Below are 16,021 nucleotides of genomic sequence, written 5' to 3' on the forward strand. Positions count from 1 at the left end.
CAAAACCCTTTATTCCAGCCGCAAAAGTAGGTAGATTACTTGGAATCATCATAATACCCATAGCCGTATCCATACCCATAGCCATACGACTTAGAACCGGTGTTTAATGAATTGAAAATGACCGTAAGGTTGGAGAATCGATTGATTTTTTTCAGGTTATCAACAGACTTGGAGAAGGATCGCTTAGAGTAGTCTGCCCGCACAATGTAGAACTGAAGATCAGACATTTTCATGGATAGTACTGCATCAGTCACCAACCCAACCGGCGGTGTATCCAGAATGACCAAATCATATCTGTTTTTGAGCTCTTCTAGCAACTGTCTGTACTCATCATTCAAGATGAGCTCTGAGGGATTTGGTGGCAATGGACCTGCTGGTATATAGTCCAGATTTTCCACCTCAGAATGCATAATGCAATCGTCCAATTGATCTTTGCCAATGAGTAGCGTACTCATTCCTTTGGGAAATATGTTATTACCAAAAGCAAGGTGCACTTTAGGTTTTCTCATATCCAAATCGACTATACAGACTTTTTGATTAGAAAAAGCCATGATAGCTCCGAGGTTCACTGCCACAAACGTCTTTCCCTCACCAGAAATGGTGGAAGTAATGGTAATTACCCGATTGGGTTTGGTTCCATTCAAAAACTCCATGTTGGTCCGGATGGTCCTAAGTGCCTCACTGAGTGAAGATTTAGAGGACTGATTGATGACCATTTTGGTTGCAGTCAGTTTTTCCAGTCGATACTTAGGTAAAGTACCCAAAATCGGTACACTAAATAGGTGCTCAAGTTCTCTTAGTGAGGTGATCCTATCATTGAGAAGGTACTTCACTAAAATGAAGAAAATGGACAGAAAGAGCGCTCCGGCAAACGCTCCGGCATAAATCAATACGGTCTTTGGTTCTATGGGATCTGATGGCAGACTGGCAGGTGATAATACCACAAAATTCGTAACAGTACCAGCCTTCGTTATCTCCAGCTCCATCTTGGAGCGTGTCAGGTTCAGTAGGAAATTCTCCTGAAGGGAATAAAACCTTCTGTTTTTATTATACGCAGTACTCATGGATGGCATGTTGGAAAATGACCGCTCCAGCACGCTCTTTCTACTCTTCAGAGACATCAGTCGCTTCTCCAGGGCCTCTGTATAGCTGCTGAGAATTTCTCCAAACTTATCTTTCTGAGTATTGAGTTGAGTATTGAGCCGCTTGATCACATAAGTGTTCTCATTATAGCTTTGAAGCTTCTCTTCTCGTTCGGCATACAGGGTCTGATATGCGGCCAGATACGTTCCAATGATTTCGGGCACCTGACTTTTAATCAGTGGATTTACACTTAGAATTCCTTCGGATTCAATCTGCTCTAAAAGGAGTTCCAGCTCGGTAAGCTCGTTTTCCAGTTGTGCTTCTGTCGTGTCCAAAGAATTGAGCAGAACAATGGTTTTAGAAATCTCATTTTGATAGTTGGTAGTTCGGTTATCAATAATGAACCCTTCAAAATACTCTTCAAATTCTTCAATCTTGTTTTCCGTTTCGTCGATTTGAGAATTTAAGAAATTGATCTTTTGATCAATGGTTTGGTTTTTGGCCTGCTTGGTATGATCCAGATAGAGGGTGTCAATAGCCATTACCAGATCTCGCGCCTTGTACTTATTGTGATCGGTCAGTGAGATTTTAATTGTTCGGGCATTGAGGTTTTCGGGAGTGACACGCACATTTCTCTGTAGGTATCGAATCAACGCATCTTCGCTATTGATGGTAAAGAAGTACGTTCCTTTAACCTCTGGAAATTTGAAGTTCTCCGTTTTTTCAATGAGCAAATTGAATTCTTTGGTCTTGATTTCTTCTCCAAAGGAATGGACACTGCCATTTTCAGCTCCAGGATAGGTAAGTTGAAATTCAGTCGAGGAGATTAATTCTATATCAAATGGTCTGTTGTAATAATCAGCATTGTGTAGTTTATAAGAAACTACAAAAGGAGAGTTTTTGTATCGCTCGTCAGTCAGATATCGTCCATAGAAATGATAGGATACGTTCATATCCACCACATCCAATACTTTACTAAAAAACAATTTGGACTTCAGCAGCTCAATTTCTCCGGACATGTTATTGAGGGCGTTACTTGCCATTGCTGATCCTAAGCCAAGCGAGGTAGCTTCACTCTGGATATCCAGCTTGAGTAATGACTGAGATTCGTATAGTGGCTTTGTGTATCGCACATATAGAAATGCGGAGGACAGTGCTATAACGAAAAACAGCACTACCCATATCAGACTCCTCTTGATGGTATGCAGAAACTTCTCCAGGTCAAAAGAGTTAAGAAAATCCTCTGAAGAATAGTCCTTGTCCATGATACTTGACTTGTTCACCTTGCTGCGTTCTGTAAAAACAATATGAAAGTTAGTAGGCCCGTGGTTAATCCCACGATAGAAGAGATATCTCGCAATCCTTCCAGCCAAGGCCTTCTCCAAGGCTGAATATAGACAATGTCACCAGGCTGAACTTCCAGTATGGTGGACCTCATACCCGATATGGTGGTGAGATCTATTAGATATACCTCCGGATTGGATAAGTCACCTCGTATTAGTTTTACCTGATTGGCTTTAGCTCCAAAGTTAACTCCACCAGATAGTGCAAGCACTTCGGCAATAGACATGTTCTCATTCTGAAGCGAAATCACTTGTCCTCCATTCGCTCCTAGCACAATTACCCTTCTGTTTTGTACACGCAGACGCACATAGCACGATGAATAAAAGGTATCATACAATGCTGCCAACTTGATCTCTGCCTCGAGGGTTGTTAGCCCTTGTAAATCTATCAGTCCCACCATTGGAAGATTAGACGCTCCATCCTGATTGATGAAATAGGGAATCTGATTTTGATTGCGCTGCTGCATTTGATTCCCGCCGCCCATTTCTTTTCGCAATTCAAAATCCGGATCAATCAGACGCTCTCCTTCATTTGTATATACCTGGAAGTCAAAAAAGTCTCCTTTTTGTAGGATGTAGTTCTTCTCGGCATCCGCTATCGGTTGGGATAAATCCTCCTCGGTAAATTCCTCATCGAGTTGGAACAAAATATCTTGCTTGTATGCCTTGCAGCTAAACAAAAACAATGCAAACAAAACGATTACAAGCCTGATGGTTGTACTGCTATACTTCATATAAATCCTTGCTCAGGACGAATTTAAGCAATTAATAAAGAATACGGCTAAGTACAGCATATTCCCTTAGTAGTTCAATAATTGATCGATCAGTTTGAGGTAATGATCGACAACAATGCGTTCATCAAATTTTTCAACAATCAATTTCCTGGATGTTAGTTCCATTTGCGCTCTTTCTTCCTTGCTCAGCGCAAGAAACAACAGCATTTTAGCTGCCAAATCCTTTGGCGACTTCAACTTACACAAAAAGCCATTTTGTCCATCTATCACCACATGCCTACACCCTGGCACATCCGTAGCAATCATCGCCTTGGCCATAGCTCCAGCTTCTAGTAGCGTACGGGGAGTTCCTTCTCTATAGGAAGGCAACACCACAGCATCTGAAGTAGCGATAGCATCCCTCACATCGGTCAGGTGGGGTACATATTCTATTAAATCCTCAGCGATCCAAGACTCCAATTCACTCTTCTCAATACTCCTGGAGTGGGATTCGTCCAGCTCTCCAATAAGCCTAAACTTTACTTCAGGCTTCTTCTTCTTTACTATTCGAGCCGCCTCAATGAAGTCATAAATACCCTTCTCCACAATCAAGCGACCTATCATAGTAAATATGGGTGACGAGTTACCACTGGATTTGATGGGCTGAAAATGATTGGTATCAATACCAGACCCAGGTAACAAACTGGTCTTGTCACGGGAAATCGGTATCAGTTTCAGGAATTCTTCCCGGTCTTCATCGTTTTGGAAAAATACCCAGGAATTACGCTTGAAAGCTCTCTTGTAAAGTGCAACTGCCACTTTTTTGACGGTACCAGTCCAAAGGAACACAGTACCAAGGCCACTTACATTACAGACACAGGGGATTTTCAAACCACTACTGGCCAAGGAGCCATAAATATTAGGCTTGATGGTATAAGTCAGCAGCACATCAGGCCGTTCTTCCTTTAGTATTGATCGCATTTTAAGGATAAGACCGAAATCTGTCACAGGATTCATACCGCTGGCGCTCATCTCCAGCTCACGAAAAGTGCAGCCAAGTTCAAGTAACCTGTGACTGTAGTCATCTGATGGCGCTATAGCAACTACCTCATCTCCCCGGTCAAGTATGGCTTTGATCAACCCTCGACGGAAATTATAAATATTCCAACTGGTATTGATCATGATCGCTACCTTCATGTGTTAATCAGCTCTTTTTTTAGTTAATTTTGAACTTCCTAAGAACAATTTATGTACTGTAGGACAATAATTGAGTGAATCTATATGATAGAAACCAAAAAAGAGCAGGAATATGGTGTGGTGGTGGCTGTAGCTCCAAAGTTTCAGACCGATGATAAGACCCAGGAATACCTGGATGAGCTTGAATTTTTGGTACAAACACTCGATATCAAAGTGGAAAAGGCTTATTCCCAAAAGCTGGAACACCCAGACACTAAAACCTACGTTGGTAAAGGGAAACTCGAGGAGATCAAAGAATTTGTCAAGGCAAAAAATATTGGAAATGTGGTTTTCGATGATGACCTATCTCCCTCACAGCTTCGAAATTTGGAAAAAGAGTTTAAAGTGAAAGTCTATGATAGGAGTTTACTTATTCTCGACATTTTCTTGAAGCGTGCCAAGACTAACCAGGCAAAAACACAGGTAGAGCTGGCGCGTTATCAGTATTTACTACCCAGACTTACTCGCATGTGGACTCACCTGGAGCGTCAGCGTGGTGGTACCTCTACCCGTGGTGGAGCCGGTGAGAAAGAGATTGAGACAGATAGACGAAACATCCGGAACCAAATCAATATCCTCAGGAAAAAACTAGACAAAATAGAGACGCAGGCTGCTACCAGAAGAAAATCTCGAGATGGGATAGTGCGTGTGGCGCTGGTTGGATATACGAATGCTGGCAAGTCCTCCCTCATGCGATTGATCAGTAAAGAAAAGGTCTATGCGAAAGACGAACTCTTTGCTACGGTAGACTCTACGGTCCGTAAAGTAGTCATCAATCAGATTCCTTTCTTACTATCAGATACCGTTGGATTCATTAGAAAACTACCACACAATCTGATAGAATCATTTAAGTCCACATTAGAGGAAGTGAAAGAAGCAGACATCTTACTTCATGTCATCGATGCGTCAAACCCCTCATACGAGGATCACATTCAGGTAGTTGAGAATACACTGGAAGAAATCGGTGCAGCAGACATCAAGATGATCAAGGTGTATAATAAAGTGGACAAGATCGAAGATCTTGCAGAGTTTCATCCTGAAGGTTATAAACCCAATGGCAATGACTCGATTTTCGTCTCGGCCAAAACCAAATACCACCTACCAGAGCTCCGCGAACTATTGGAACTACAAGTGAAGAAGGAGCACATCAAGATCTACCCAAATTACCTGGAGCCCGAAAACTACTGATCACGTAAGAGTTTCATTTTTGGATTAGAAACATTTAACTTCTGATCTAATCCAAAAATGAAGATGAGTATTAACACAAGCTTTCAGGTTGGCGTACAATCCGAAACCTACGATGCGATCGTCATCGGATCGGGGGTTTCGGGAGGTTGGGCAGCTAAAGAATTGACCGAAAAAGGCCTCAAGACGCTGGTACTTGAGCGTGGCAGACCTGTAGAGCATCGCAAGGACTACATTACAGAGCATACGCCACCCTGGGAGTTTGACCTTCGTGGACAGCTCACTAAAGAAGAACAAGAAAAATACGCTCAGGCTACCAGAATCGGTTATCTGGCCAAAACTGCACTCCACTTCTTTGCACCTGACTCAGAAAGTCCCTACAAGGAAGAAAAACCATTCGTCTGGGCAAGAGGCTATCAGGTTGGAGGTAAGTCCATCACCTGGGGACGGTTCACCTTCCGCATTTCAGATCTGGACTTTGAGGCCAACCTCAAAGAAGGTGTAGGTGTCGACTGGCCGATCCGATACAAGGACATTGCCCCGTGGTATGACTATGTAGAAAAGTTTGCTGGTATATCTGGTGAGAAACTAGGTCTGGCGCACCTGCCGGATGGTCAGTTTCAAAAGCCAATGGAGTTGAATGTAGTAGAAAAACACCTTAGAAAACGCATTCGTGAACTGTATCCAGAGCGCTATCTGACCATAGCACGGGCAGCAGTACTCACCGAACAGATTGGCGAGAGGTCGCCCTGTCACTACTGCGGCCCGTGCTGGCGTGGATGTAGCACCGGCTCTTATTTTAGCTCCCTGTCCTCCACGCTTCCGGCAGCTGCAGCCACTGGCAATCTGACCATTCGACCATATAGCGTGGTGCATAGCATAGATTACGATAAGGAATCAGGTAAAGCAAAAGGGGTCAACGTCATAGATAGTGAAACCAGGGAAACCATTCAATTCAGATCCAAACTCGTATTTGTTTGTGCTTCTGCTATGGCGTCCACCCAGATCCTCCTCAACTCCAAATCCGATGAATTTCCTGATGGAATTGGTAATACGAGTGGGGTTTTGGGCCATTATTTAATGGACCATCACCTTGGATTGGATGTAAATGCTACCGTGCCTGGTTTTACCGACCGTACCACTTTTGGCAATCGCCCGATTGGGTTCTACATTCCTCGTTACCGCAACATTGGGGGAGAGACAAATCGTACTGATTTCACTAGAGGGTATGGATTTGAAGGATCGGCATATCGCGAAGGATGGGGACAAGCCTTCGGCATGGAAGGGTTCGGTGCAGACTTTAAAGAAAAAGTGAAGCAAGCAGGCCCATGGAAGGTCGCCATGTGGGGATTTGGCGAAACACTTCCCTATTATGAAAACAAAGCTTATCTACATGATTCTGAAACAGATGATTTGGGCATCCCCAAAATGGTTTTTGATGCCGAAATCAAAGAAAACGAGAAAGCAATGAGAAAAGATTGCCTGGAGTCAATCAGTGAAATGCTGGACAATGCCGGCTGTACAAACATCCATGCTGTAGACAACCCAGCAGGTGCGGTTCCTGGTTTTGGCATCCACGAGATGGGTACGGCTAGGATGGGTAGAGACCCAAAAACCTCTTACCTAAATGGCTATAATCAAGCACATGAAGTACCGAACCTGTTTGTAACGGACGGTGCATGTATGACTTCCGCACCTTGCCAAAACCCTTCGATCACCTACATGGCACTGACAGCAAGGGCAGTTGATTATGCAGTGAAAGGTTTAAAGTCTAAAACGATCTAAACATGGACAGAAGAAAAGCGATCATTAACATGTCAATGGGTGCTGCAGGAATTGGGTTGAGCTCTAGCTTCATTTCGCTCATGTCTAGCTGTAGTCAACCCGCTACTTTAACTTACGCCGCACTGACTTTTGATGCGCAACAGGACACTCTGGTACAGCAGTTGGTGGAGCTGATCATTCCTACTACTGACACGCCAGGAGCCAAAGCCGCTAAGGTCAATGAGTACATCGACCGGGTACTAGCTCTGGTGCGTGACTCTTCTGAAACCAATCTCTTCTTGCAAGGATTAGGCAACCTGGAAAAGGATTCCTTTCTCAGTCAAACCAAAAGTGATCAGATTACCTATTTATCCAAATTGGAGCAAGAAGGAATGGAAACGAGTGAATTGACCTTTTTTAAACTCTTGAAAAGTATGACCATTTATGGCTACTATACTTCTGAAATTGGGGCAACACAAGAACTCAGCTATGTACACGCTACCGGAAGGTACGATGGCGACTACCCGTATTCCGAAATTGGTAAAAACTATTACTAAAGCAATAAGATCATGAAGCTTGGATTTGTAACTGCAATTCTACCCGAACTTTCGTTCGAAGAGGTTTTAAAAGTTGCTTCTGACATTGGCTATGACTGTGTGGAGGTGATGTGCTGGCCAGTGGGCAAAGCAGAGCGAAGGTACGCTGGTGTTACGCATATTGATATTGCCAAACTTACTCAGGATTCCGTCAGCCAAATCCATGACATCACCAGCAAATACGGAGTTGCTATCAGTGCTCTTGGATATTATCCAAACCCATTGAGTCCCAATGAAGAAGAGTCTAAAACAAGCGTGGAGCATATCTATCGCTTGATTGATGCAGCCAAAGTCCTTGGAGTAAATCATGCCAACTCCTTTATTGGCCGGGATTGGACCAAATCAGTAGATGAAAACTGGCCAGAGTTCTTAAAAGTATGGAAACCGATCATCGCCCATGCCGAGAAACAAGACGTAAAAGTTGGTATTGAAAACTGCCCGATGAGTTTCACACAAGATGAATGGCCCGGGGGTAAAAACCTGAAAACAACTCCTGCCATTTTTAGAAGGATGTATGAGGATATCCCAAGTGATTACTTCGGTCTCAACTTCGATCCTTCACACTTCATCTGGCTGCAAATGGATTATGTAAAGGCTATCCGAGAGTTTGGACGCAAGCTATTTCACATGCATGCCAAGGATGTAAGGTTGGATCGTGATAGGTTAGATGAAGTAGGAATAATGGCTCATCCAAGCGAATACCATACGCCTAAGCTCCCAGGAATGGGTGATGTCAACTGGGGTAAGTTTTTCTCTGCACTGACCGATACCGGATACATCGGCCCTGTATGTGTGGAAGTGGAGGATCGTGCCTATGAGGGTTCTTTAGAACGCAGAATAGCGTCTCTTAAACAAAGCTACCATTACCTGAGGCAGTTTATTCCCAAAGATTAAAAGCCAGTAGGAGGCAACTCTGGATAAGGTACAAGTGCTTCAATCAACAATTTCACACCATCCTTCGAAAAAATGGTCAATGTAATGATGATACTGCTGACGATTATAGCAACCCCAAGATTGTCATTCCGAATTTCTTCAAATTCATCTATCGGTGTGATTTTGCTGTACAGAAACGTACTAATCAAACCAATTAGTACGGCTGCTGTGTAAGCAATGGCAATGTAAATGGCTCCGATACCGAAGTATTTCAATGAAAAAAGGAGGCTGCTTTCTCCGTTGCCCATTAGCCGAAAAGCAGAAATCAAAGGATCGATAATTCCCTCTACCATGATGCCAACAGATAGAATAATAGCCCCAGTAAAAATGCTGTAAGCCAGGTTATATTCTTCGATGCTATAATACCGGCGACCAACCCACTGCAAAAGCTTATAGGTGAGCGCCAGAATGAAAATGCCTATCGTCAGCGCCGAAAAGATCTCGATCAGCCCGATGATTGCTACGTTATAGTTCATGTGCAAGTACTATTTTCCAATAATCTACATTGTTGTAAGAAGGTGGCAACATTCCAGCCATCCACCCCTTGGCTGTAGTCTCCCAAAAGTAATATTTCTTACCTTGATGAAGGAGATAATCACCTGCGGTAGGAATGCTCAAAGCGATCATAGCGTGTGAGTACTGGTCACTCACTAATATAGCGGGATCAAAGCCAAATTCCTCCAGCACTGCATACACCAGTACTGCTCGAGTATCGCAATCGCCCATTTCTGTGTGGAGAAACTCATATGGAGAATAAAGACCCCAACGAACATCACCAACACAAGGCTTTCCATCAGTGTCGTACTCTTCACATTTTCCAGGAATGACAAAACTGTATGGAATGTCCTGAACCATAGTCACTATCATTTCTGAAAGCTCATACCCTTGCAGTTGTCTGTTCGCAGCAATAGCAGATAGACTATCCACCAAAAACGCAATAGATTCCTTGTCTTGAACCAGTTGATTATAGATATCTCCCCATGGATTTCGTGTGTCATGGACTTGTCCAATAGACTTGAGTCGAGAGTCTGTTGCGAAGTTGAATTGATCACTATTCGTATGATAGTTCACACAGAAAGAGGATGAACTAGAGATCAAGTGCCAACTTCTTTCATGGATGGTTAGATCCCTTTGCTCTTTCATAGAATCCACGCACTCGTCATTATGGTTTTGCGAAGCTCTAAACAAAGCGATCAAGGCAGTAAGGCTCCACCAAACGGCTAAAATCAATAAGAAAATCTGAAAGAGTCGTTTCACCTGACTAAAATGGGTAGAATTTCATTTCTGAATGCCGCTCTGATCAAATAAAGTGAAAAAATTGAACAGAGTATTTGATTTCCTTATTTTTGCCCTCTCTGAAAAGAGCTGGTCCCGTAGTTCTCCCGAAACATCGGGAGGATAGAATAGGCTACGTGCCCCGAGCTGTGTGCTCCGGAAGTTACCTAAACTCCAATATGGCCTCTTAGTTCAACGGATAGAATAGGCGTTTCCTAAACGCTTGATCCAGGTTCGATTCCTGGAGAGGCTACTACTTCCTAAACTTTAGATGCAGTGCGAGACGGCTAGTTCGGTTCGCCGCTGCGATTCGATTCCTTCCGGGACTACTTTCATCTTTCACGCTTGATCCAGTACAAACGGCTAGTTCGGGTGGCCGACGGTCCGCCGTTGCGGTACCATTCGATTCCCTGCTTTGCCGGCAGGCAGGCTGGAGAGGCTACTACTTCCTAAACTTTAGATGTGGTGCGAAACGGCTAGTCCGGGTATATCCAACCAATATGGCTCCATTCTGATAAAGTACAAATAATAAAAGCTCCCGATTGAATCAGGAGCTTTTCTCAACTAATGAAGAATCAATCAATCTACTTTACCAGTATTCTCTTCGTAATCTGCACATCTTGTCCAACGAATCTTATAAAATATATCCCTGGATTAATAGCATCGAGCTCAATAGACTCCGTTGATTTAGGTAAGGGGCCATTTTTTATGCATACTCCAGCTACTGAAATCAGTTCATATCGATCCACCTCTTGATCGCCCAACTCAACATAAAGCTTTCCATTAGTAACTGGAACTGGATAAAGTCTCAAAGGACTTGCTTCAACTTCGGCCTGATATGATGATGCCACACGAGAACCACTTACTGGCTCCAACACCCATTTAGCACTGGCCCAGGCTGTGTAAATGGTTCCATGTTGTGCTTGTCCAGTTTGATTTTCCACATGAATATAGTTATCCCCTTGCCACGCATTTCTAATGCGATCTTCTCCATTGCCAGCGTCTTCGATAGCCCATCTGGAGCTGTACCAACCATAGGTTCTACTTGTACACTCCACGTATCCAGTGAGGTTTTCGATATGCATGTATTCTCCGGTAGCCACATTTTTAATTTCCATATAGCCACCACCTACGTCTTCAAGCACCCATTCGAATGTAGTGCCAGATGCAGCAGAGGAGTAAGTCACTTGATTTCCTCCATCCTGGAGATAATCATTGGTCCATACGTTTCGGATGTGATAGACAGACACTCCCCCTCCTGATGTGACAGTGGCGGTACTGTTGGCTATAAATCCTCCATCTTGAGTGGTGACAGTAATGGTCGCTGAACCTGCCGCTATTGCGGTGACAAGTCCACTACTACTAACTGTTGCCACTGAAGTGTTATCAGAACTCCAGGTTACATTCTGGTTGGTAGCATTGGAAGGTGCCACCGTAGCTGAAAGTTGCTGCGTATTGCCTGTAACCATGCTAATAGATGTTGGAGTCACACTAACACCTGTAACTGACGTGGTTCCAGTACCCGACGTACTGATTGATACTTTATCCAGGTTATGATTTGGGTTATCAAAAGCAATTCGCATAATCTGCTGCCCGGCATTAAGCGCCACGTTATCCACACTCACTGTGGTCCAGGTCTGCCACCCACCTGTATTTTCACTTGTGACTGTTCCTGTAACATTCGTACCATCAAACTCTACATGAAAGGTTCCGCCGCTATAAATAGAAGCAACACGAAAGTCAAAGTCATAGTTACCTGCTGATGCCACGCTAACGGTATATTCCAGCCACTCTCCACCGGCGGTCCATCCAACATTAAGTCCACCTTCACTACAGCTTTCTGTATCTACTCCCTCTCCAGTTCTTCCCTGACCACCATTATTAGCCACGTCACTATCACTATAAGCAACTCCAGACCCACCGTCATCAAAGTTTTCTGCTTCGATGATGCCCGGTATGGCCCAGGGAACTCCTCCATATGGAGATTGAGAAGGTGTACTGTTGTCAACCGTAATTGTCACATCATCCGTATCGCTAGCTGAGCCATCATCTACAGTCAAACGGAAAGTATAACTGTTTCCATTAGACAAACCACTGATTCCGGTAGATGCACTTCCTGGATTACTAATGGTTACTGAAGTACCTGAAAGCTGAATCCAGGAATATGTCAGAGGATCACTATCAGGATCTATACCCGATCCATTCAAAGTACCCGTTGTAGTCCCTGCAGCCAATGACTGATCAGGTCCAGCATTGGCGCTAGGTGCCTGATTACCGCTAGAGTTGACGACTATTTGCACGTCATCTGAAGCACTCAATGACCCATCATTCACCGTCAATCTAAATACGTAGGTGTTTCCGTTTGAAAGTCCACTAACCGAAGTATTGGCGCTAGCAGGACTACCAATAGAAACAGAAGGCCCACTAACCTGACTCCAGTTATAAGTAATCGGATCATTGTCTGGATCGGAGCCTGATCCAGTAAGGCTAATGGTGGTGGTTCCGGCTGGCAAAGTTTGATCCTGACCAGCATTGGCCGATGGCGACTGGTTAGATGGCGATCCACTACAGTCTGTCAAATAGATAGACCCAAAAATACTTGGGTTAGTCCATCCAGCATCTGATGTGGCTATGGAGGTTACCTGGGCGTCTCGCGTACCTCCATTGTCATCATCATCTACTGCCACATCAAATCCAATTACAGATCCAATAGCTGGACTTGTACCGATGGTCGACCATGGGATTGCTGCTTCCAGGACATAGCCACTGCCTGATGCATACATGGAGAAATTGATTCCACTTGTGTTCTGAACTGAGTTACCACCTGCATTGACGGTGTTGTCATTCCATCTAAATCCAAGCTGAAAGTCATTTACACCATCATAAGAGGTCCCTTTGCTATTATCGCCATCGATGAACACTTCTACCACGTCATCTTCCCACCAACTACCACCGCTATCGTTGGTTCTGGTCGCATCGCCCACTTCCACTAACACATACAGGTTGCTAGCGTCATAGAGCGCTTTCCATTGACCGGAGTAATCACCTGGTGTTCCTCCAATGGTGGTATTATTAATCCCCATAGCTGGTGCTGTAGCCCAAATGGTTTCGATGTTTTGATTTATTGCCGGTGCTGTAGCAGCATAGCCAATCACTGGTGCGGTGCATGGGGGATTTTCGTTATCAGCAATAGTAACTGTGGCATTTCCTACTCCGATGTTATAGTTGCCATTGTCTACGAGTGTAACGGTTAAGTACTCCGCTCCCTCAAACTCCGTGTCGTCAGTAGCACTAATAATTATTGACTGAGATAGGCTAGAAGTAGACAAAGTAACCGATCCTGACAAGGCCGGGCTAGCCGAATAGTCTCCACCAGAGGCAGATCCGCTCACTGTATACTGGACCGTAAGACTCCCAGCTAGCTCAGTGGTACTAATGACAAACTCTCCAGCCGATCCACCTTCTGTGGCTACATTAGCAACAGCTTCTATGTTAATCGCCGCAGTTACATTGACCACTACCTGATCTGTAGCAGCAGGGTTGTCATCAGATGTGACAGTAATAGTAGTCTGACCAACTCCTGTAGCATTGAACACTCCAGTTACCTGATTGATTGTCCCAACTGAAGAGTTGCTGTTGGAGTAGGTGACTGATTTGTTAGAGGCATTCTGCGGAGCAAATGTAGGAGCCAAATTCGCTGACTGTCCCACGACCAATGATAGAGGCCCATCTGGAATGTCTACTGACTGCACACCCACAGGTTCGGTGAAGTAGGTATTCACCACCAGATTACCTGTGGTAATGATGCTATCTTCGGTCTCCCAGCTAATCCATTGAGGATTGTATAAATCAATTTGCCCGTTGGCACTCGCCGCGATTCCGGTACCTCCTTCTGTATAAACAACGGTATTATGATCGTAAGGATCCAGTCCCGTCCCATCCACTTTCAGGGAATGAAACTCAATGTTCTGATAGGGACCACCTTCCAGAGTGATGGCATGCCTTTGCGAATTGATCAGATCTATGTCTTCCCAATAAACATTCCATAGTCCTGCCGCTCCAGATAGGTAGATAGCTCCAATTTCTTCATTGAACAGATCATATGTTGTTCCGTGATTTATAATCGTAATGTTACTCATCACAGACTGATTGTTTTGAAGGAACTTAAATCCAGGAAAAGTATCTGTAAATCGAATTCCCGCACAGCCCCGGCCATCTCTTATCAACACATGGTTGACACCATGACCGTCTGCACCATGAAATGCCACACCTCCAGCACGCCAAACGTTTTCTACAGTGCTAAACTGCAAGGTGTTATTAGAGCCGGGAGTACCGTGACCGAAAGCATCGGAAGACCAAACTGCAAACCCATCATCTCCACTGTTTCTAATGTTGGTATGCTCTACAGTACAATTGTTACTTCCCTCAGCGAAATTGACACCATCTGCATAGTTGTTTCTGATCCTGGCGTTGGTGATGAGCATGTGATTGGTAATGTCTGGCTGTGAAGCACCTTCCACTGCCCAGTCATAGTCGGCAAACCACATTCCAGTTTCAAAGTGCTCTACCCACACATTGCTGATCACACTGTAGCTGCCCCAGGTACCGAAAATCCCTTTATAGCCTTTATAAGGCTCATTCCAGCCGGGAATTCGCTCATCATCTGGGCAAAAACGATCATTGTTGGCGGTGGTAATGTGCACATCAGAAAATTCTAAATTATCTGCTCTTGCTTTTACTCCGCCAGAGAATGCCAGATCCGATGAGAAGAAAAGCTCAGTGTGCCAAATTCCTGCTCCTTGTACCTTGATATTACTTGCATTTAATCTGAATTGGCCATCCAGATAATACTTCCCAGGAGGGATATACATATTCTTACCTTGCGCGTTGGCATCAGCCAAACATGCGTGGAATGCAACCAAATCATCTACCTGATCGTTCCCATTGGCGTTGTATGGTGCATCGGTCACTGATAGTGAATTAGCAGGCGCAGCTTTCACAGGGTCAATCTGTTCTATTTCAATGAAGTCAATTCCATACTCGAACGAACTTCCACCAGTCTTCTCCAGCCGAATAGTGCTACCAGGTGTAAGGGGTGTATTGAGCTTAAAATTGATATCATCAAAATACATCCTCACTTCAGTAAACCCCGCGTTGGGACTATTAGCACCACCAGCCCCAACAAACTTATTTAAGTAATGAAATGCCCAGTAAGAATCCAGAGTAATCGTCTGGTCTAAAGCTCCATTCACATATACATTAAGAGCGGCTTGATTGCCCGTACCTGAAGAATTGTCAGGAATGGTAAACCTTAACGTTACTCCGTCTGCATATTCATTGACTGTCCACTGTGCGTAATCTCCATCAGAGACCAAAGCAAGGTAATGCTGGGACGAAGCTTCCGCTGCTGGTACATCTGGTTGAAAATCATAATCAGTACGTGCCTGAGCTTGTGATTGGGAGGTGCTGTCAGATTCGTATCGTGTATATGGCATTTGATATGCCCCCCTCGGTAGTCCATCACCTTGGCCCCATACTGGTAAGCTCAAAGCGACTAGTAATAGAAACGTGAGTAAGTTTCCAATCATCGCTGACCTTAAAAAAGGCCATCTCGTTGATAGTTTTTCATCATTTTTCATAGGGTTTGAATTTTAGTGTAAGGTTCCCACCATACGCAGGAACGGGTTTCAATAATGATTTCTCATAGTTATATTTATTATATAGCGGTTTTATACAGATACTCTCTATTCATTTTGAACAGAGCTCAATAATCAATCTGAATCATTAAAGAGGTGGGTGAAAAAGCAGTCCGCCGCAAAGACGGACCGCAGAGATGATGGAGCCTTACTTCAGACTCAATACTTCTTCATACTATTACATCATCCTAATAGCT

General features: G+C 44.1%; 10 protein-coding genes and 1 tRNA gene. 5 read left to right on the top strand and 6 right to left on the bottom strand.

The features are described from left to right. Positions 1–35 precede the first annotated feature (35 nt). From ACO067_RS07685 to ACO067_RS07695, 3 genes are all read right to left on the bottom strand, one after another. Positions 36–2,366, bottom strand: a complete 2,331-nt coding sequence (locus tag ACO067_RS07685; protein WP_421872660.1) for a polysaccharide biosynthesis tyrosine autokinase — start codon at positions 2,364–2,366, stop codon at positions 36–38. After that, positions 2,363–3,160, bottom strand: a complete 798-nt coding sequence (locus ACO067_RS07690; RefSeq protein ID WP_421872662.1) for a polysaccharide biosynthesis/export family protein — start codon at positions 3,158–3,160, stop codon at positions 2,363–2,365. Before ACO067_RS07690 ends, ACO067_RS07685 begins: the two co-directional genes overlap by 4 nt. A 66-nt stretch (positions 3,161–3,226) precedes the next feature. Continuing rightward, entirely contained in the window at positions 3,227–4,336 is a 1,110-nt protein-coding gene (locus ACO067_RS07695; protein ID WP_421872664.1) for a glycosyltransferase family 4 protein, read from the bottom strand. Between the two features lie 84 nt (positions 4,337–4,420). On the opposite strand from ACO067_RS07695, the gene hflX reads away from it, so the two are divergent. The 4 genes from hflX (at position 4,421) to ACO067_RS07715 (ending at position 8,814) form a co-directional block, all read left to right on the top strand. Then, positions 4,421–5,563, top strand: a complete 1,143-nt coding sequence (gene hflX, locus ACO067_RS07700) for a GTPase HflX (protein WP_421872666.1) — start codon at positions 4,421–4,423, stop codon at positions 5,561–5,563. A gap of 63 nt (positions 5,564–5,626) precedes the next feature. Further along, the gene (locus ACO067_RS07705) at positions 5,627–7,345 is read left to right on the top strand and encodes a GMC oxidoreductase (RefSeq protein WP_421872668.1); all 1,719 of its coding nucleotides are present in this window, start codon (positions 5,627–5,629) and stop codon (positions 7,343–7,345) included. Between the two features lie 2 nt (positions 7,346–7,347). After that, positions 7,348–7,881, top strand: coding sequence for a gluconate 2-dehydrogenase subunit 3 family protein (locus ACO067_RS07710; RefSeq protein WP_421872670.1), 534 nt, complete (start codon positions 7,348–7,350; stop codon positions 7,879–7,881). Between the two features lie 12 nt (positions 7,882–7,893). Next, positions 7,894–8,814, top strand: a complete 921-nt coding sequence (locus tag ACO067_RS07715; RefSeq protein ID WP_421872672.1) for a sugar phosphate isomerase/epimerase family protein — start codon at positions 7,894–7,896, stop codon at positions 8,812–8,814. Here the strand turns inward: ACO067_RS07715 and ACO067_RS07720 are convergent. After that, complete coding sequence (locus ACO067_RS07720; RefSeq protein ID WP_421872673.1) at positions 8,811–9,329, bottom strand: DUF350 domain-containing protein; 519 nt, start codon at positions 9,327–9,329, stop codon at positions 8,811–8,813. The genes ACO067_RS07715 and ACO067_RS07720 overlap by 4 nt on opposite strands. Then, positions 9,319–10,110: a hypothetical protein gene (locus ACO067_RS07725; protein WP_421872675.1), complete on the bottom strand. Its 792-nt coding sequence runs from the start codon at positions 10,108–10,110 to the stop codon at positions 9,319–9,321. Before ACO067_RS07725 ends, ACO067_RS07720 begins: the two co-directional genes overlap by 11 nt. A gap of 199 nt (positions 10,111–10,309) precedes the next feature. Between ACO067_RS07725 and ACO067_RS07730 the strand changes: the two genes are divergently transcribed. Next, positions 10,310–10,381, top strand: a tRNA-Arg gene (locus tag ACO067_RS07730). Between the two features lie 331 nt (positions 10,382–10,712). Here the strand turns inward: ACO067_RS07730 and ACO067_RS07735 are convergent. After that, entirely contained in the window at positions 10,713–15,767 is a 5,055-nt protein-coding gene (locus ACO067_RS07735) for a sugar-binding protein (protein WP_421872677.1), read from the bottom strand. Positions 15,768–16,021: the final 254 nt, after the last annotated feature.

The organism is Marinoscillum sp. (assembly GCF_965229915.1).
In the GTDB taxonomy this organism is placed as follows: domain Bacteria; phylum Bacteroidota; class Bacteroidia; order Cytophagales; family Cyclobacteriaceae; genus Marinoscillum.

Excerpts from the sequence above, each read along its gene's own strand:
- ACO067_RS07690 (WP_421872662.1), bottom strand. The coding sequence starts at position 3,160 with ATGAAGTATAGCAGTACAACCATCAGGCTTGTAATCGTTTTGTTTGCA.
- ACO067_RS07705 (WP_421872668.1), top strand. The coding sequence starts at position 5,627 with ATGAGTATTAACACAAGCTTTCAGGTTGGCGTACAATCCGAAACCTAC.
- ACO067_RS07710 (WP_421872670.1), top strand. The coding sequence starts at position 7,348 with ATGGACAGAAGAAAAGCGATCATTAACATGTCAATGGGTGCTGCAGGA.
- hflX (WP_421872666.1), top strand. The coding sequence starts at position 4,421 with ATGATAGAAACCAAAAAAGAGCAGGAATATGGTGTGGTGGTGGCTGTA.
- ACO067_RS07735 (WP_421872677.1), bottom strand. The coding sequence starts at position 15,767 with ATGAAAAATGATGAAAAACTATCAACGAGATGGCCTTTTTTAAGGTCA.
- ACO067_RS07715 (WP_421872672.1), top strand. The coding sequence starts at position 7,894 with ATGAAGCTTGGATTTGTAACTGCAATTCTACCCGAACTTTCGTTCGAA.
- ACO067_RS07720 (WP_421872673.1), bottom strand. The coding sequence starts at position 9,329 with ATGAACTATAACGTAGCAATCATCGGGCTGATCGAGATCTTTTCGGCG.
- ACO067_RS07695 (WP_421872664.1), bottom strand. The coding sequence starts at position 4,336 with ATGAAGGTAGCGATCATGATCAATACCAGTTGGAATATTTATAATTTC.